The following is a 17978-nucleotide window of genomic DNA, read 5'->3' as shown; positions in this document are numbered from 1 at the left end:
TCCACAGTCATTCTGCCCAATGCACTTCGGCATGATCCAGCACCGCGCGGATCGGAGCCTCGATGGCCGGCAACGTCGCCGCCTTTTCAATCGCCTCGCGCTTGGCCTCGCCGGTGATCAGCACATGGATATGCATCGCCTCGCGCAGGACCCGCGCGGTCAGCGTCACCCTTGGCTCCACCGCCGCATCAGAACGCATCGGCATCAGCAAGGGCGCATCCGGGGCCAGCGCATCAGCCAGCCGGTCGGCACCGGGGAAAAGCGAGGCGGTATGCATATCGCCACCCATGCCCAGAAGCAGCACCGAGATCGGCAGCACCGGCGCAAGGCCCGCCTCCAGCCCGGGGATGCCCTCTTCGGGCGTATCGGTCGCGGTATAAAGCGGGATCAGTCGCGCATTGGCAGCGCGGCCTTTCAGCAGCCGCTCCCGCAAAAGCCGGGTGTTCGAGCGGTCGGAATGCTCCGGCACCCAACGCTCGTCATTGAGCACGACCGAGATCAGCCCCCAGTCGAGATCGACGCCCGAGAGGATGTCGAATACCGGCCCCGGCGTGGTGCCCCCCGGAACCGAGAGCGTCGCCCGCCCGTCGCGGCGGATGAACTCGCCCAATTGCGAGGCAATGCGATCCGCCAGTTGCAGATGCAGGAAATCGCGGTCGGGATAGGAGTTGAAATTCACGCCCTGATCTCCCGCCAGCGCCGCCCGTCGCGATGCATCAGCATCAACGCATCTTCGGGCCCCGAGGTTCCCGGGTCATAGGGCTGCGGCCGGTCGCCGCGCGCCTCCCAGCCCTCGATGATCGGATCGGTCCAGGCCCAGGCCGCCTCGACCTCGTCGCCGCGCATGAAGAGCGTCTGATTGCCGCGGATCACATCCATGATCAGCCGCTCATAGGCATCGGGCACGTCTTCGAGGCTGTCTTTCAGGGCATCGGCAAAGGACATATCCAGCGGCACCTGGGTCAGGCGCATGCCGCCCGGGCCGGGTTCCTTGATCATCACCTTGAGGTTCATACCCTCATCGGGCTGCAGCCGGATCACCAGCACATTGTCGCGCCAGCCGGCATGATCGTCAAAGATCGAATGCGGCGGTTCCTTGAAGGTGATCGCGATTTCGCTCTCGCGCGAGCGCAGACGTTTGCCGGTGCGCAGGTAGAAGGGCGTGCCCTTCCAGCGCCAGTTCGAGATATTCACCTTCAGCGCGATATAGCTTTCCGTGCGGGAGGCAGGGTTTTCCGTATGCTCCAGATAGCCCGCCTCGCCGCCCCCGGCGAGATACTGGCCGCGCACGATGTCTTCGGGGCGGACCGGATCCAGCGCCCGGATCACTTTCAGCTTTTCATCGCGCACGGCGTCGGGGTCGAAATGGTAAGGCGGCTCCATCGCGATCAGGCACAGAAGCTGCATGATATGGTTTTGAACCATATCCCGCATCGCGCCCGATTTGTCGTAATAGGCGCCGCGCCCGTCAACGCTGACGGTTTCCGCCACCGTGATCTGCACATGGTCGATATATTCCGACTTCCACAAGGGCTCGAACAGGATATTGGCAAACCGCACCGCCATCAGGTTCTGCACGGTTTCCTTGCCGAGATAATGGTCGATCCGGTAGATCTGGCGTTCCTCGAAATGCTGCGCCAGCGCAGCGTTCAGCGCCTTGGCCGAGGCGAGGTCGCGCCCGAACGGCTTTTCCACCACGATCCGCGCATCCGGGCCGGCAATCGCGTAGCTGGTCAGCCGCTCGGCAATGGTGCCAAACAGCGACGGCGCCACCGAGAAGTAGAAGGCCTGCACCACATCGGGGCGGATCAGCGCCTTCAGATCCTTCCAGCCCTTTTCCCCCGTCGCATCAATCGCGACATAGGCCAGCCGGTCCAGAAACCCCTTTATCGCCGCCTCGTCACGCTTCGCTTCGGGAACGAATTCAGCAATGGCGCCGGCGACGAAATCCTGGAACTCCGCCCCGGTCAGATCGGCCCGTGCCGCGCCGATCACCCGGGCCTCGGGCAGGATCTGCCCTGCCAGCCAGCGCAGATAAAGGCCAGGGAGGATCTTTCTGCGGGCAAGATCACCCGTACCGCCAAAGATCACGAGATCGAAAACCTCGACCGGAATAACACGCGAAGCCATGGATTCCTCGTCTTTTTCAAGCACGGCCCCCTGCCGCCGCAGGGACCGTTAGCGCTAACGGAGCGATGACCGCTTTCTAGCCGCCACGCCGTGATATGTCTAGCACCGGATTTGGGCCTCGCAAATGGCGCGCTGCATCGCGGCTCATTCCAGCCGGTCGGGAAAGCCCTCGGCGCGTAAATCAGTGGCAAGCAGCTCTTCCAGCAGTTTAACGATCTGCGTCGATTGCGCCTGGCCGCCAAAGGCCGCGCGTCCACGCAGGAAGGTCTGGTTGACCTGCGAGGCAAGATCCAGCGGCACGCCGAATTCGCGCCCGAATCCAATGGCGAAACCCAGATCCTTCAGCGCCAGATCCATCGAGAAGCCGACATCGTAACTGCCATTCAGGATCAGCTGGCCCTCGGTCTCATGCACGAAGGAACTGCCCGAAGAGGCCGCAATGGCCTCCCAGGCGGTTTTCAGATCGAGGCCACCGCGTTTCGCCAGCATCAGGGCCTCGCCATCCGCCACCAGATGGATGAAGGCCAGCATATTGGTGATCACCTTGATCACCGCAGCCGAGCCCAGCGGCCCCATATGGAAGATCTTACCGCCGATCACCTCCAGCGCCGGGAAATGCAGATCGAAGAGATCGCGGTCACCGCCCGCCAGCACGGTGATCTCTCCCCTGGCCGCCATATGGACGCCGCCGGTGACCGGCGCCTCCATCATCCTGACGCCGGAAATCCGCGCGAGCCCGGCCAGCCGCAGCACGTCATCTCGGCCCAGGGTGGAATTCTCGATCCAGGTGGCACCGGGTTTCAGATGCGGCAATATCTGCGCCAGCACCGTCTCGGAGATCTGCGGCGAAGGCAGACAGGTGAAGACGTGATCAACCTGGCGGGCCAGATCTTCCAGCGAGGAAGCGCGGTCACCGCCTTTGCCGCAAAGCCTGTCCACCGCAGCCGGATCACGGTCAAAGACCGTAACATCGAACCCCGCCCTGAGCAGGCTGCAGGCAAGATGCCCGCCGAGATTGCCCAGACCGACATAGCCATAGCGCATGGGTCTTCCTCCGCAATGTGGAAAGGCGAGGCAAGGCCCCGCCTTCGCAGTGTTTCACCCGCCAGAGGCGAGGTTCAAGGGCAGGAATGCGCGGATCCGCTATGCGATCCGGGCAGAGCCCGTCACGCGCCCCAGCCGACGACGCCCTTGATCTCGCAGAAATCATGGATGCCCCAATCGGCATATTCGCGCCCGTTGCCGGATTGTTTATAACCGCCGAAGGGGGCGAAGGTGTCCCAGTCGGGGTAGTTGAGGTTGACGGTGCCGGCGCGCAAGCGGCGGGCAATGGGTTTGGCCTCTTCGACCGGGCCGGCGATATAGGCGGCAAGGCCGTAAGGCGTATCATTGGCCATCCGTACCGCGTCGTCGAGGCTGTCATAGGGCAGGATCGCAAGGACCGGCCCGAAGATCTCCTCGCGCGAGATGGTCATCTCATTGGTGACATCGCCAAAGATCGTCGGCTGCACATACCAGCCCCGGTTCACCCCCTGCGGCCGCCCGCAGCCGCCAGAGATCAGCGTCGCTCCCTCGTCGATACCGGCCTGGATCAGGCGCTGCACCTTGTCATATTGCAGTTTCGAGACCAGCGGCCCCATCGTGGTTGCCGCATCGGTGGTCGGCCCGATCACAACCTCATCCGCCGCCTCTTTCGCCGCCGCATAGGCCACCGCCGCATGGGCGCGCGGCACGAACATCCGGGTCGGCGCGTCGCAGCTTTGGCCGGTATTGCCGAAACAGCCGGCGACGCCCGCCTTCACCGCCCCGGCAATATCGGCCGAAGGCAGGATGATATTCGGGCTCTTGCCGCCCAGTTCCTGCGCCACCCGCTTCACCGTCGGCGCCGCCGCCGCCGCAATCGCGGTTCCGGCCCGGGTCGAGCCGGTGAAGCTGACCATATCCACCTCCGGATGCGAGGACATCCGCGCGCCAACGACCGGCCCCATCCCGTTCACCAGGTTGAAAACCCCCGCCGGCACCCCCGCCTCATGGCACACTTCTGCAAACAAAAGCCCCGACAGCGGTGCGATTTCCGAAGGTTTCAGCACCATGGTGCAGCCCGCGATCAGCGCAGGCGCCACCTTGCAGGCGATCTGATTCATCGGCCAGTTCCAGGGCGTGATCAGGGCGCAGACACCGATCCCCTCCATCACGATGCGGGTATCGCCGCGCATATATTCCCAGACCATCTCCCCGGCGGCTTTGATGGTCGATTCGATATGAACCTGCCCCGCCCAGGCCTGCGCGCCCCGCGCCCATTCAATCGGCGCCCCCATCTCGGTCGACATCGCGACCGCGAAATCCTCGTAGCGGGAATTATAGACCTCAAGGATCTTTTTCACCAAAGCGATGCGGGTTGCGACCGGCACCACCGTCCAGGCATCAAACGCCGCCCGTGCCGCGAGAATGGCGCGGTCGGCATCGGCCTCGGTCCCAAGCGCCACCGCGCCGACGATCTCTTCCGTCGCCGGGTTCTCGACCCCAAGCGCCGTAGCCCCGGGCAGCGGATCGACCCAGGCGCCGTTGATATAGAACTGTCCCAGATGCTTTGAGATCGCCATTTCTTCCTCCTGTCGGTTCAATGGCGGCGCGTCTGGCGCACCGCCTTTTGGCTCAGACTGGGGCGGATCGCCCTTGGTGGCAAGCTTAACGGAAATAGATGTTGAAGCGCGCCCGGACCGCCGCGTCGATGGCGGGGTCGATGACGCAACCGGCTTTGGAAAGGATCTCGTTCTTGCGCGCCATGGCCCGGTCCAGCAGCACGGGCTTGCCCGCCTCATTCCATTCCTTCGGGCTCATCCGGTTGCCGGTTTTCGGGTAGACATATTCGGTCTGCATCAGCTTCAGCGTCTGGTCCGAGCCAAGGTAATGCCCCGGCCCCCCCATGCAGACCTCTTTCATCGCCTCGATCGAGGTGCTGTCGGGCGTCACGTCGATACCCCGCACCAGCCGCATCACCTGGCCCAGGATATCATCCCCCAGCACCAGGCTTTCAAGGCAAAAGCCCAGCAGAGAGGCATGCATCCCCACCGATTCATAGCACATATTCAGCCCCGAAAGGCCGGCCAGCGTATTGGTGATCGCCGTCTCCCAGCCCGCCTGCATATCGGGGAGTTTGCTGTCGGAGATCCCGCTCGCAGCCCCACCCGGCAGATCATAAAACCGGTGCATCTGCGCGCAGCCCGCCGACAAGAGCGCCTGTTCGGCCGAGCCGCCCGACATCGCGCCCGTGCGCAGATCGCTGACGAAAGGCCATGTGCCGAAGATCGCCGGAGCGCCGGGGCGGATCGCATTCACATAGACCACCCCCGCGAGGCATTCCGCCACCGCCTGCACAATCGCCAGCGCAATCGGCGCCGGCGCGGTCGCCCCCGCCTGCCCCGCCGACAGCAAAAGCATCGGCATGCCGCGCCGGATGCAATCCTCCATCACCTTGCAGCTCTCTTCGGCGAATTTCATCGGCGGCACGACGAAGCAGTTCGAGTTCGACACGAAGGGCCTTGCCCGCCACGCCTCCTCGCCGCCCGCCACCATATGCAGCATCTCGAAACAGTCCGCGACATGCTCGGGGTCAAAGATCGAGGTGCCGACATGTTTCTTCGTACCGGCAAGGCAGGCGTAAAGCGTGTTGAGATCCATCTCTTTGTTGTCGAGCACGTCACGGCAGACCATGGTGCGCTGATAGAAATGGATATTGTCGAGATTATCGACCAGCCGCGCCGCGTCATAAAGGTCCTGCGCGGTGGAATCGCGGTAGTCGAGCGTCACCGGATCGACCACATGCACCGCCGCCCCCGCCGTGCCGAAATGCACATTTGTGCCGGAAAGATGCAGGTCATGTTTCGGATCGCGCGCATGGAGCGTGATATTCCTCGCCGCTTTCGTCAGCATATCCTCGACCAGCGCCCGCGGAAAGCGGATGCGCCCGTCATCACCCTGAATCGCGCCCGCGCCGGTCAGGATCTCAACGCCCGAGGGCGGCGCATTGGACAGCCCGATCACCTCCAGCGCCTCCAGCGCCGATTGATGGATCATCGCCATCCCGGCATCAGAAAGCGGCTTATACTGGCCGCCCTTCATCCCCGGCCGGATCGGGCGCAGGTCCTCGGCCAGAGGCGCCGCCCGCGCCGCCACCCGCGCCGCCCGCCCACCGGCCCGCCCGCCTGCCCCCGCAGACCGCCGCCCGCTTTCGCCGCCAACCTCTTCCTGAACTGTCATCACCAGTCTCCCTGACAGGGCCATCCTTATCCGTGGCCCTCAATTCACCCTTGCGCCGCCCCTTTCACGAGCAACGCATCAATCTCATTTCCCGAAGCCACGCCGGCCAGCGGCGCGAAGCTGCCCGCTCCCAGCATGGCCGCCGTCGCATCCCGGATCGCGGCATGGGTCAGCCGCGCGATCTGGCTGCCGGTCGAGATCCGCCGCACCCCCATCGCCGCCAGTTCCGCCACCGTCATCGCCTTCAAGGGCCCCGCCGCCAGCGCATTGACCGGCACTTTCACCGAGGCCAGGACCTGCGCCAGCTCCGCCCGCCCCGGCGGCACCGGCAGATACAGAAGACCCGCCCCCGCCGCCTCGAAGGCCTGCAGCCGGCGGATGCCTTCCGCCAGATCATAGACGCCGTTCATCACCCCATCGGCCCGGGCACAGAACACAAACGGCCGGCCCAAGGCCCGCGCCGCCGCAGCCCCCGCCCTGACCCGCTCCACTGCAAGCTCGAAATCATAGCCCGGACTGCCCTCGACCATCCGCGTATCCTCAACCGAGATCCCAGAAAGCCCGGCCTCTGCCGCCAGCCGCACGGTCTCGGCCACCATCTCCGGCGCATCGCCAAAGCCGTTCTCGAAATCGCCCGAGACCGGCAGATCCGTGGCCGCAATCAGATCCTCCGCATGGGCCAAAGCCTCATCCCGGCTGACGCCGCCCATATCCGGCCGCCCCAGCGTAAACGCATGCGCCGCCGAGGATGTCGCCAATGCCCGCGCCCCCAAAGCCGCCATCATCCGCGCCGAGCCCTGATCCCATGGGTTCGGAATCACAAAACACCCCGAGCGGTGCAAATCCTCAAAAGCCTGATGCCGTGCCGCGAGCTTCATTCATCTGTCCTCAAATATCCTCGGGGGGAGCCGAAGGCGCGGGGGGCAGACAGCCCCCCGTTCTCCGACCGGTCACATCCGGATCCGCTCCGATTTCGGATCATACATCGGCGACAGGCTCGCGACCGCTTTATGCCGCACCCCCGCCACCTCGATCTCATAGGCGGAGCCCAGCACCTCCGTCTCGCTCTGCCCCTTGCAAGGCACATAGCCCATGCCGATCGCACCGCCCAAAGCATGGCCGTAATTCGCCGATGTCACCGGCCCGACAATCACGCCATCCCGCACAATCGCCTCATTATGGAAGAGCGAAACCGAAGGATCTTCCAGCCGGAACTGCAGCATCCGCCGCGCCACGCCCTCTGCCTCGACCCGCAACACCGCATCGCGCCCGATGAAATCCGGCTTTCTGGTCCGGACCGCAAAACCAAGCCCCGCCTCCAGCACATGATCCTCATCGGTGATATCATGGCCCCAATGGCGGTAACCCTTCTCGATCCGGCAAGAATCCAGCGCATGCAGCCCGCAAAGCGTCAGCCCCAGATCCGCACCCGCCTCCTCCAGCGCCTCGAAGACATGCGCAGTCTGGTCGGCGGAGACATAAAGCTCCCAGCCAAGCTCGCCCACATAGGTCACCCGATGCGCCCGGGCGAGGCCATAGCCGACCTCGATCTCGCACATGGTCGCGAAAGGATGCGCGGCATTCGAGAAGTCATTCGGGCTGATCTTCTGCATCAGCTCCCGCGATTTCGGCCCCATGACGCACAGCACCGATTCCGCCGCCGTCACATCGGTGATCACCGCGAATTCATCGCCCAGATGGCGGCGCAGCCAGGCCAGATCGCGCTGCAAGGTCGCCCCCGGCACCACCAGCATAAAGGCACGCCCGGACAACCGCGTCACGGTCAGATCGCTTTCGATCCCGCCCTTCTGGTTCAGCATCTGGGTATAGACGATCCTCCCCACCGCCACATCCATCTGCCCCGCACAAACCCGGTTCAGGAAGGCACAGGCATCGCGCCCCTCGACACGGATCTTGCCGAAAGACGACATGTCGAACAGCCCGACATTCTCGCGCACCGCCATATGCTCGGCCTTCTGGTTCTCAAACCAGTTCTGCCGCCCCCAGGCGTAACGATACTCGCGCTCTTGCCCCTCCCGCGCGAACCAGTTCGCCCGTTCCCAGCCCGCGACCTCGCCAAACACCGCGCCACGCGCGCTGAGGTGTTCATGCAAAGGCGTCCGCCGCACGCCCCGCGCCGTCACCACCTGGCGGTAGGGGTAATGGTCCGCATATAGCAGCCCCAGCGTCTCGGTCACCCGATCCCTCAGATAACGGCGGTTCTTCTGGAACGGCTGTGCCCGGCGGATATCAACATCCCAAAGGTCGAACGGAGCCTCGCCCGTGGTAATCCACTCGGCCAGAGCCATGCCCGCACCGCCCGAAGACACGATGCCCACCGAATTATAGCCCGCCGCAACCCAATATCCCTCCATCTCTGGCGCCGGGCCAAGATAATAGCGATCATCGGGGGTAAAGCTTTCCGGCCCGTTAAAGAACGTGTGAATGCCCGCCGTCTGGAACATCGGCATCCGGTTCGCCGCATCCTCCAGGATCGGCGCAAAATGGTCCCAGTCTTCAGGCAGCGTGTCGAACTCGAAATCCTCACGGATCCCGGCCATACCCCAGGGCTTCGCGACCGGCTCAAAGGCGCCGACCATCATCTTGCCGGCATCGGTCTTGTAATAGGCGCATTCATCCGGCACCCGCAGAACAGGCATATCGGTCAGGCCCGCCACCGGCTCGGTCAAAAGATAGAAATGCTCGCAGGCATGCAGCGGCAGCGTCACCCCCGACTGCGCCGCAAGATCACGCCCCCACATGCCGCCGCAATTGATCACCACCTCCGCCGCGATATGGCCCGGACCATCCGGCCCCTCATAATCGACGCCGGTTGCCTTCCGCTTGCCACCAGGCGCCGCCCCTTCGGTAACCGAGGTGACCTTCACCCCCTCGATGATCCTGGCGCCCCGCATCCGCGCACCTTTGGCGAGGGCCATCGCGATATTGGCCGGATCACATTGCCCATCGCCCGGCAAATGCACCCCACCGATCACGCCTTCGGTGTTAAGATGCGGATACATCGCCTTGATTTCCGAGGGAGAAATCTCTGTCACATCCACCCCGAAGATCCGCGCCACCGTTGCCTGCCGCAAGATCTCCTGCATCCGGTCGGCGGTCAGCGCCACCGTCATCGAGCCGACGCGCTTCAGCCCGGTCGCAACCCCGGTCTCTTCCTCCAGCCTGCTGTAAAGATCCGCGGAATACTTCGCGAGCCGCGTCATGTTCTGATTGGCGCGCAGCTGCCCGATCAGCCCCGCCGCATGCCAGGTGGTGCCCGAAGTCAGCTTGCGCCGCTCCAGCAAAACCACATCCGTCCAGCCCGCTTTCGCGAGGTGATAAGCCACCGAGCAGCCGGAAATGCCGCCCCCGATCACCACCGCCCGCGCCGTTTTCGGAACATCGACCACGATGTTACCCCTTCATCTGTCTGAAAATATCCTCCAGGGGTCCGGGGGTGGAAAACCCCCGGCGCTCCCGAAACCCGTCACGCGCGGATCCGCGCGTTTTTCGCATCCCAGAGCGGCTCATCCGCCTGCACCACTGCAGCGAAGCGCGCGCCGAAGATCTCGACCTCCAGCGCTTCGCCAGGCACATTCAGATCGGCCCGCAACATACCAAGGCCAATACATTTTCCGACCCGATGGCCGAAATAACCAGAGGTCAGTTCACCCACGACCTGCTCGCCTTTCCAGATCGTCGACATATAGGGCGGATCGAAGGCGCCTGCCTCGATCACCAGCGTCGCAAACCGCTTCGCAACCCCCGCCTGCTTCTCTGCCTCCAGCGCCGCACGTCCACGGAACTCCGCTTTGCCCCAGTCGACAAATCTCTCAAGACCGCCCTGCAATACAGTGTAATCGGTCGAAAGATCACCCTTCCATGCGCGATATCCCTTCTCGATCCGCAAGGAATTCAGCGCAAACATGCCAAAGGGTTTCAGCCCCAAAGGCGCGCCCGCCGCCAACACCGCATCCCAGACCGCAGGCGTATCAGCCAGACGGCTGTGGATCTCCCAGCCGAGTTCGCCCGCGAAGCTCACCCGCGCCAGCCAGACCTCACGGCCCGCAATCCGCCCAAGCTGATGCGAAAGCCAGCCTTTGGTCAGATCGGCCTCCGCCCCTGCCGCCTCCAGCACCGCGCGCGCCTTCGGGCCAGTCAGGATCTGGCAGGACCAGTCATTCGTGACCTCAGCGAGGCTCAACCCCGGCATCAGATGCCGCTCCAGCCAGGCCCGGTCATGCGCCTGCGCGGTCGCCGCCGTGATCAGCAGGAACTCATCTTCCGCAAAGCGCGCGACCGACATCTCGGTGACGATCCGCCCCTTCTCATCGGCAAAATAGGCCAGCCCCAGCCGCCCCACCGAAGGCAGCTTGCCGGTGATCTGCAAAGACAGCCACTCCGCCGCGCCAGCGCCTGACAGCCAGTAACGCGAGAAGCCCGGCAGATCGAGGATGCCGCAGGCATCCCGCACCGCCTCACATTCCGCCTTCACCGCCCCGAACCAGGGGCCTTCGCGCTTCCAGGTCCGCTGTGCCTCCTCGGAAACGTCATCCCCGGGCCGCGCATACCAGAGCGCGCGCTCCCAGCCATTATAGGGGCCGAACTGCGCGCCCTGCGCCGCCACCCGGTCATGCACGGGTGACAGCTTCTTGCCGCGCCCCTCGCCCCAGGCGTGATGCGGGAAATGGATCGCATATTCGTGGCCATAGACTTCCTTGCCCTTGGCCACACAGTAATCGTGATCCTCGAACCCGGTGAAGCGGCGCGGATCGCAGGACCACATATCCCACTCCGTCGCGCCCTCGGTCACCCATTCGGCCAGCACCTTGCCCGCCCCGCCGCCCTGGCAGATGCCAAAGGTAAACACACAAGCCTCAAAGGCATTTGGCACACCAGGCATCGGCCCGATCAGCGGATTGCCATCCGGCGTATAGGGAATCGGCCCGTTGATCACCTTTTGCAACGCCGCCTTTTCCAGCAGAGGCACCCGCGCCATCGCATCGGCAATATGCCATTCCAGCCGCTCCAGATCGTCGGGAAAGAGCTGGAAGCTGAAATCCTCCGGCATCGGGTCGTCAGGCATTGCCCAATGCGCGCGGCAGGGGGTTTCATAGGGGCCCAGGTTGAAGCCCATCTTCTCCTGACGCAGATAATAGCTGCTGTCGACATCGCGCAGCAAAGGCAGCTTGGCACCGCTCTCCTTCGACCAGGCCTCAAGCTCGGGGATGGTGTCAAACAGCAGATACTGATGGCTCATCACCATCATCGGCACCCGGCGCCCGAACAGTTTGCCCACCTCGGCCGCATAGTAACCGGCGGCGTTGACGACATATTCCGCCCGAACCTCACCTTTAGGCGTCGAGAGCACCCATTCCGATCCCGTCCAGCGCGCCATCGATACCGGACAGAACCGCTCGATCCGTGCGCCCATCTGCCGCGCGCCGGCGGCCAGAGCCTGGGTCAGCTGCGCCGGGTCGATATCGCCATCATAGGGGTCGTACAGCGCCCCGCTCAGGTCATGCGTCTCAAGGAAAGGATAGCGCCCGCGAATCTCATCCGGCCCCAGCACCTCCAGATCCATCCCCTGATAGCGCCCCATCCCCGCCACGCGCCTGAATTCCAGCAGCCGCTCATCGCTATGCCCCAGCCGGACCGAACCGGTGACATGGTAATTCATCGGATAGCCGACCTCATCGCCAAGGCCGCGGTAAAGCCCCGCCGAATAACGCTGCATATTCATAATCGACCAGGAGGAGGAGAAGGTCGGCACATTCCCCGCCGCATGCCAGGTGGAACCAGCCGTCAGCTCGTTCTTTTCCAGCAGGATCACATCCTTCCAGCCCGCTTTCGCAAGGTGGTAAAGCGCCGAGACGCCGACCACGCCCCCCCCGATGATCGCGACCCGCGCGCTGGCCAGTTCCGTCATGTCATTCTCCCTGATTGACGACAATATCCGCCAGCTTCCCGTCCCTTTCAATTCGGCTGAGATCCAGCTATTGATCGAACTATCCGATCAGACAGGTGCTTTCACCTTCCTCCTGACCCAAATACTCCGGGGGTCCGGGGGCTGGCCCCCGGCGGCTTCAACGAAAACGCGGCTCCCATGCAAATCGAACTCATCGAAACCTTTCTCGACCTCGCCGAAAGCCGCAGCTTCCACCGCACGGCGGAACGGCTCGGCGTGACGCAATCGACGATTTCCGCGCGCCTGCAAACGCTGGAAAGCGCGCTTGGCGCGCGGCTCTTCGACCGCTCCCGCGCGGGCACCATGCTGACAACGGAAGGCAAGCGGTTCGAGCCGCATGCCCGTATGTTGCGCCATGAATGGAACGAGGCGCGGCGGCATATCCAGGTGCCAAGCGGTGCCGGGCATCTGTTGCGGCTGGGGATACAGAACGATCTCTCCGCCATCTATCTGGGCGACTGGGTGGCCGGAATCCGCCGGCAATTCCCCGATATCGCACTTTATATCGAGCCCGATTACTCCAACCAGATGTGCGCCGACCTGCTGACCGGGATCCTTGATTTCGCGGTGATGTTCTCGCCGAAACCGCATCCGGATCTGCATTTCGAGAGCCTCGGCGATGCCAGTTATCACATGGTATCGACCGAAGTGACCTCGCTGTCAGAGGTGCGGCCCGGGCGCTTCATCTTCTCGCATTTCTCGCCGGCTTTTCAGGAGATGCACCGCCAGGTGACGCCGGAACTGGCCGAAGCGCCGATCTCGGTCGGGCAAAGCGGCTCGGTCACCTCGCTGCTGCTGGGGATGGGTGGCACCGGCTATGTGCTGGAGACCACAGCGCAGGAACTGATCGTCGCCGGCAGGGTCCAGGCGGTTGCCGATGCGCCGGTGCTGCGCCAGCCGGTCTATGCCGCGATGCATATCAGGCACCGGATCACTCCGCTGCATCGCAAACTGAGCCGGATCGTCAGCCGCAAGCTGGGCGGGCGGATGGCCGGTCAGCCGCCGGAGGTGTGATTTCGGTCGGATGCCTCCGGCGGGAGTATTTAAAGTCAAGAGGAAGACAAAGCGCGACGGATCGGATTGCTCCAGGCGCGGCGACCGGCGGCGTCGATCACCACGACGCGAATCCAGGATGTGTCGCCCTGCCATTTCAGGGCCACTTCGGCGCGGGTCATGGATTTGCCATGGGTGACGTTTGAACTTGAGCCATGGCCGATGGCGATCACCCATTCGACAGCGCTGGATTCGACGATGACCCGGTCGCCCTCGACCCGGAAATCGTGGATTTCGGGCCCCTGGCTGGAATAGAAATCGCCCCGTTTCAGCGCAGCGAGCAACGCTTCGGGGGTGTTTTCCGTGGCTTTCACCATGGTCCAGCCGCCAAAGGCATCGGGAACACCGAAATGGGAATCATCCGTGGCGATCAGGGTGATGTCGCGCCCTTCCGAGATCAGCAGATCGGCGATGGTGCCGCCATCGCCGCGATCGGCTCCGACCGCAGAGCCGTGATTGTAGATCTCGACCGCATGGGCGGCGGTGACCGAGCGCGCATCTGCCGGCGTCATGCCCGACCAGTGCGGATGGGCGATGGTGACGAAGGCTCCGGCGGCGGCGGCGCGGGCGGCGATTTCCGGGCCGCTCTCCTGCCCGGGATGGGCATGGAAATCGGGGCTGCCGATCTTTGGGAAATCCTCGGGCAGGCCGACCGCCAGCACATGCCACAGCTCGCCGTTTTCCATCGCGCCGGAATGCAGCTCTGCCCCCAGGAGCGTGGTGAAGCCTTCGCTGCGGAACGGGCGGGTATCGACCAGCGGATAGTCGTAAAGCCCGACATAATGATCGGTCAGCGCCATGAAGTCATACCCCTCGGCGCGGTAGCGGCGGCAGACCTCCTCAGGCGGGAGCGCGCCGTCCGAGCGGTCGGAATGGCTGTGCAGATTGCCGCGCCAGAAGCGGCCGGGGGCGGTGAAGGCAGATTGGCGGACCATGTCTCGCTCCGGACAGAGCCGTCGGCCGCCGGCCGGGCTGGCGCGGGCGGCGGATGCGGCCGGGGACCATATCGCCGGGCTTCGTAACGCTGTTGCGACGGGCCCGGCAGCGGTGACTGTGCCGCGTCGGCCTTTCGCGGGCAAGAGGCCGCATTCTGCGGCATTCACGCCGGGGGCGGTTTCGGCGGTTGCATCGGCGGCGCCGGATCGCGATGCTGCGGCCTCTGCCATGGAGAATGCGATGTATACCCATATTCTGATCGCCACCGATGGTTCCGCGCTGGCGGGGCTTGGACTGGATCACGGGCTGGCTCTGGCCGTGAAACTGGGCGCAAAGGTCACCGTCGTCACCGTCACCGAACCGATGGATCAGCGCATCGTCCATGCGGCGGCGATTGCTGGCGTGCATGATGCGACCGAGAAATACGAAGAATCGGTGGCCAAAGATCTGGCCGGCCGCTTTGACGAGATCCGCAGCCGCGCGGCGGGCCATGGCATCGCCGCCGAAGTGGTGAGCCTGATCGACGCCTCCCCTGCCGGAGCGATCATTGCGCAATGCGCCGCTTCGGGCTGCGATCTGATCGTGATGTCCTCGCATGGGCGCCGTGGGCTGACGCGGCTTTTGCTGGGCAGCCAGACGTCGGAAGTGCTGGGGCTGAGCACGGTGCCGGTTCTGGTGGTGCGTCAGGCCGGCGCATGATCCCGGCGCCGGGGCCTGTCTTCCTGCCGTTACGCGGCCTCGCTATCCCTGCGCCACCATGACCACCGCAAGCCACAAGCCAGCCAGTCCCGCAGCCCTGCCCACCGGTGACCACCGGACGGCGGGACATGGCGTACCGCCTGCCCTGAACACCCTGGCGGCGGTGTTCTGGCGGATCGGGGTTCTGTCCTTCGGCGGGCCTGCGGCGCAGATCGCGCTGTTGCACCGGGTCGTGCTGGAGGAGAATTCCTGGGTCAGCGAAGAGGAATATGCGCGGGCGCTGTCCTTTTGCATGCTGCTGCCGGGGCCGGAGGCGATGCAGCTGGCGACCTGGATCGGCTGGCGGCTGCAGGGGGTCAGAGGCGGGCTGATTGCGGGCGGGCTCTTCGTGCTGCCGGGCGCGGTTCTGATCACGGCTCTGGCGGCGCTTTATACCGGCTTTGGCACTATACCTTTGATTCCGGTGCTGTTTACCGGCATCCAGGCCGCTGTGATCGCGATAGTTGCCGGTGCCCTGATCCGGCTGGCGCAAAGGGCGCTGACATCGCGCGAGGCGCGGATCATTGCGCTGATGTCCTTCGCCGGTCTCTTCTTTCTGTCGCTGCCTTTTCCGCTGATCCTGATGGTCGCCGCCGGCTGGGGGGCGCTGCAATCCCTGCGCCGCCCTGCGACAGGGTTGCCAGAACGGGTGGCGCCACCAGCCCTGGCCGGCGCCACATTGCGCCGGGGCGCGGTCTCGCTGCTGATCTGGCTGGGGCTCTGGCTGGCGCCGCTGGCGGTGCTGCTGCTGACCGGGCCGCAGCGCCTTGCCGAGATCGGGGTGTTTTTCTCGAAACTGGCGGCGCTGGCCTTTGGCGGCGCCTATGCGCTGCTGGCCTGGATGAGCCAGGAAATGGTCGATCAGCGCGGCTGGCTGACAACCGGGCAGATGATCGACGGGCTGGCACTGGCGGAATCGACGCCCGGGCCGCTGATCCTTGTCACCGTCTTCGCCGGCTGGATCGCCGCGTTTCAGGATGGCGGCACGCTGATGGCGATGGGCGGCGCCCTGGTGGCGCTGTGGATGACCTTTCTGCCCTCTTTCCTGTTCATCTTTACCGCCAGCCCCTTTATCGAGCGGCTGCTGGCGATCCCGCTGCTGGCGGGCGCCATGGCGCGGATCACGCCGGCGGTGGTGGGGGTGATTGCCAATCTCTCGCTCTGGTTCGCCTTCCATGTGCTGTTTGCCGCGCATCGCGCGTTCAGCGCCGGGCCGCTGCAGATGATGCTGCCCGAGGCCGGAACACTGAAGCCGCTTTCGCTGATGATCGCACTGGCCAGCGGTTTTGCGCTTTACCGGCTGCGCCTAGCCATGCCGCTGGTGCTGGTGCTGGCGGCGGGCCTCGCCCTGCTGGCGCATTTCGCCTGACTGCCGCAATTCGGGGCGAAAGCCGCGCCGCGCGAGGGCGGCTGTGCGAGTTTTCGCCCCTGGCCGCGCGCTCGCCCCTTTCCTTGCCGGTCAGATGTTTTATGGTGGCCAGGAAACGGCGGGGGAACCGAATGACGCGCGGCATCGATTATGGGAACCTGATGCATCAGGCAATGCGCGGCCTGATCCGGTCCGTTCTGGAAGAGGTGGCCGAACATGGCCTGCCCGGGGCGCATCACTTTTTCATCACTTTCGACACCACCCATCCCGATGTGGCCATCGCCGACTGGCTGCATGAGCGCTATCCGACCGAGATGACTGTGGTGCTGCAGCATTGGTTCACCGGGCTTGAAGTGACCGAGGACGGCTTTACCGTCACGCTGAATTTCGGCAATGCGCCCGAACCGCTGGTGATCCCTTTTGATTCCGTGCTGACCTTCGTGGATCCTTCCGTCGAATTCGGGCTGCGCTTTGAGAGCCAGCATGACGAAGAGGAGGAAGACGAGGAAGGCGAAGAGGAGGAAGGCGAGACCGGAAGCGCCCCCCGCCCCGAGGCCGAGGTCGTCAGCCTCGACCAGTTCCGCAAGACCTGATCCGCACCGCGCCGGCCGGTTCCAGTCAGGGAGCCGGACCGGCCGCATATGCGGGCACTCCGGCCTCTTTCCTGTCATCCTGCTGTAAGCCCCGGGCGGTGAGATTGCTGCCAGGGCCGCCTGCCAGACAGACGGGCCACGATGCCATAACCCAAGTCTTGCAGGCCCGTGCGCGACGATGCGCAAGAGCAGGCCTGCGGGGAAAGCCGGACCATCTTGCCGATGGGCCGGGCCAGTGATCCGGGGCGCCTCTGCCCCACAGACAGACAGGACAGGCGATGGAAAGCGATCTTGCATTGTTCCGGCGGCGGCTTTTGCGCAATCCGCGGCAGATCTCGGCCATTGCGCCCTCGTCGCGCGTGCTGGCGCGGGCGATGACTGCGGGGATCAACCCGGAAAGCGGCAAGGTGGTGGAATTCGGCCCCGGCACCGGGCGTTTTACCGAGGCGATCCTGGCGCGCGGCGTGGCGCCGGAGAATCTGACCCTGTTCGAGCTGGATGATGAATTCGTCGATTACCTGCGCCGGAAATTCCCCGGTGTGGCTGTGCATAAAGCGGGCGCAGAGGAGGCGGCGGCGATCGTGGGCGGTGGCGTCTCGACAGTGATTTCCGGGCTGCCGCTCTTGTCGATGCCCGATCCGGTGCGGCGCGCGATCCTCGGCAGTGCTTTCGGGATGCTGGCTCCCGGCGGGGAATATGTGCAATTCACCTATGGGCCGCGCCCGCCAATCCCGCCGGAAAGCATTGCCGCGCTTGGGCTGAGCGTCGACAACGGCCATAAGGTCTGGGCCAATCTGCCACCGGCGCGGGTCTATCGTTTTCGCCGGGCCTGAGACCTGTGGCCTGGCCTCTTGTCCCTGTTTTGCGGGAATGACCGCCTCCGGCGCCGGGGCTCTGCCCCGGACCCCGGAGTATTTGGGTCAGGGGGAAG

General features: G+C 64.5%; 14 protein-coding genes. 5 read left to right on the top strand and 9 right to left on the bottom strand.

The features are described from left to right. Nucleotides 1-7 precede the first annotated feature (7 nt). From pgl to DRF71_RS04100, 8 genes are all read right to left on the bottom strand, one after another. A complete protein-coding gene (pgl, locus tag DRF71_RS04135; RefSeq protein ID WP_112309275.1) occupies nucleotides 8-679 on the bottom strand; it encodes a 6-phosphogluconolactonase in 672 nt (223 codons plus the stop codon). Continuing rightward, a complete protein-coding gene (zwf, locus tag DRF71_RS04130) occupies nucleotides 676-2130 on the bottom strand; it encodes a glucose-6-phosphate dehydrogenase (RefSeq protein WP_112309978.1) in 1455 nt (484 codons plus the stop codon). Before zwf ends, pgl begins: the two co-directional genes overlap by 4 nt. 144 nt (nucleotides 2131-2274) lie before the next feature. Beyond that, nucleotides 2275-3174: an NAD(P)-dependent oxidoreductase gene (locus DRF71_RS04125; RefSeq protein ID WP_112309274.1), complete on the bottom strand. Its 900-nt coding sequence runs from the start codon at nucleotides 3172-3174 to the stop codon at nucleotides 2275-2277. Nucleotides 3175-3296: 122 nt separating this feature from the next. Next, complete coding sequence (locus DRF71_RS04120) at nucleotides 3297-4733, bottom strand: aldehyde dehydrogenase family protein (RefSeq protein WP_112309273.1); 1437 nt, start codon at nucleotides 4731-4733, stop codon at nucleotides 3297-3299. An 85-nt stretch (nucleotides 4734-4818) separates the two neighbouring features. After that, on the bottom strand, nucleotides 4819-6390 hold the full coding sequence (locus DRF71_RS04115; protein ID WP_112309272.1) for a trimethylamine methyltransferase family protein: 1572 nt from the start codon (nucleotides 6388-6390) through the stop codon (nucleotides 4819-4821). Nucleotides 6391-6434: 44 nt separating this feature from the next. Further along, on the bottom strand, nucleotides 6435-7268 hold the full coding sequence (locus DRF71_RS04110; protein ID WP_112309271.1) for an isocitrate lyase/PEP mutase family protein: 834 nt from the start codon (nucleotides 7266-7268) through the stop codon (nucleotides 6435-6437). A 72-nt stretch (nucleotides 7269-7340) separates the two neighbouring features. Next, a complete protein-coding gene (locus tag DRF71_RS04105; protein WP_198672056.1) occupies nucleotides 7341-9800 on the bottom strand; it encodes a GcvT family protein in 2460 nt (819 codons plus the stop codon). Nucleotides 9801-9877: 77 nt separating this feature from the next. Beyond that, the gene (locus DRF71_RS04100; RefSeq protein ID WP_112309269.1) at nucleotides 9878-12319 is read right to left on the bottom strand and encodes a GcvT family protein; all 2442 of its coding nucleotides are present in this window, start codon (nucleotides 12317-12319) and stop codon (nucleotides 9878-9880) included. Between the two features lie 177 nt (nucleotides 12320-12496). Between DRF71_RS04100 and DRF71_RS04095 the strand changes: the two genes are divergently transcribed. Continuing rightward, nucleotides 12497-13372 carry a LysR family transcriptional regulator gene (locus DRF71_RS04095; protein ID WP_112309268.1) on the top strand — a complete coding sequence of 292 codons (876 nt, stop codon included), beginning with the start codon at nucleotides 12497-12499 and terminating at the stop codon, nucleotides 13370-13372. A 35-nt stretch (nucleotides 13373-13407) separates the two neighbouring features. Here DRF71_RS04095 and DRF71_RS04090 read toward each other — a convergent pair whose 3' ends face one another. Next, on the bottom strand, nucleotides 13408-14346 hold the full coding sequence (locus DRF71_RS04090) for a CehA/McbA family metallohydrolase (protein ID WP_112309267.1): 939 nt from the start codon (nucleotides 14344-14346) through the stop codon (nucleotides 13408-13410). Nucleotides 14347-14587: 241 nt separating this feature from the next. Here DRF71_RS04090 and DRF71_RS04085 point away from each other — a divergent pair, with 241 nt between their 5' ends. The 4 genes from DRF71_RS04085 to DRF71_RS04070 all read left to right on the top strand — a co-directional run bounded on the left by DRF71_RS04085 (nucleotide 14588) and on the right by DRF71_RS04070 (nucleotide 17880). Then, nucleotides 14588-15046, top strand: a complete 459-nt coding sequence (locus DRF71_RS04085; RefSeq protein ID WP_112309977.1) for a universal stress protein — start codon at nucleotides 14588-14590, stop codon at nucleotides 15044-15046. A 58-nt stretch (nucleotides 15047-15104) separates the two neighbouring features. Next, nucleotides 15105-16454 carry a chromate efflux transporter gene (chrA, locus tag DRF71_RS04080; protein WP_112309266.1) on the top strand — a complete coding sequence of 450 codons (1350 nt, stop codon included), beginning with the start codon at nucleotides 15105-15107 and terminating at the stop codon, nucleotides 16452-16454. Nucleotides 16455-16585: 131 nt separating this feature from the next. Beyond that, a complete protein-coding gene (locus tag DRF71_RS04075) occupies nucleotides 16586-17047 on the top strand; it encodes an SspB family protein (protein WP_112309265.1) in 462 nt (153 codons plus the stop codon). 278 nt (nucleotides 17048-17325) lie between these two features. Beyond that, the gene (locus tag DRF71_RS04070; protein ID WP_112309264.1) at nucleotides 17326-17880 is read left to right on the top strand and encodes a class I SAM-dependent methyltransferase; all 555 of its coding nucleotides are present in this window, start codon (nucleotides 17326-17328) and stop codon (nucleotides 17878-17880) included. Nucleotides 17881-17978: the final 98 nt, after the last annotated feature.

Source organism: Pseudogemmobacter bohemicus (assembly GCF_003290025.1).
GTDB classification, from domain to species: domain Bacteria; phylum Pseudomonadota; class Alphaproteobacteria; order Rhodobacterales; family Rhodobacteraceae; genus Pseudogemmobacter; species Pseudogemmobacter bohemicus.
This window is presented reverse-complemented; position numbering and strand designations above follow the sequence as displayed.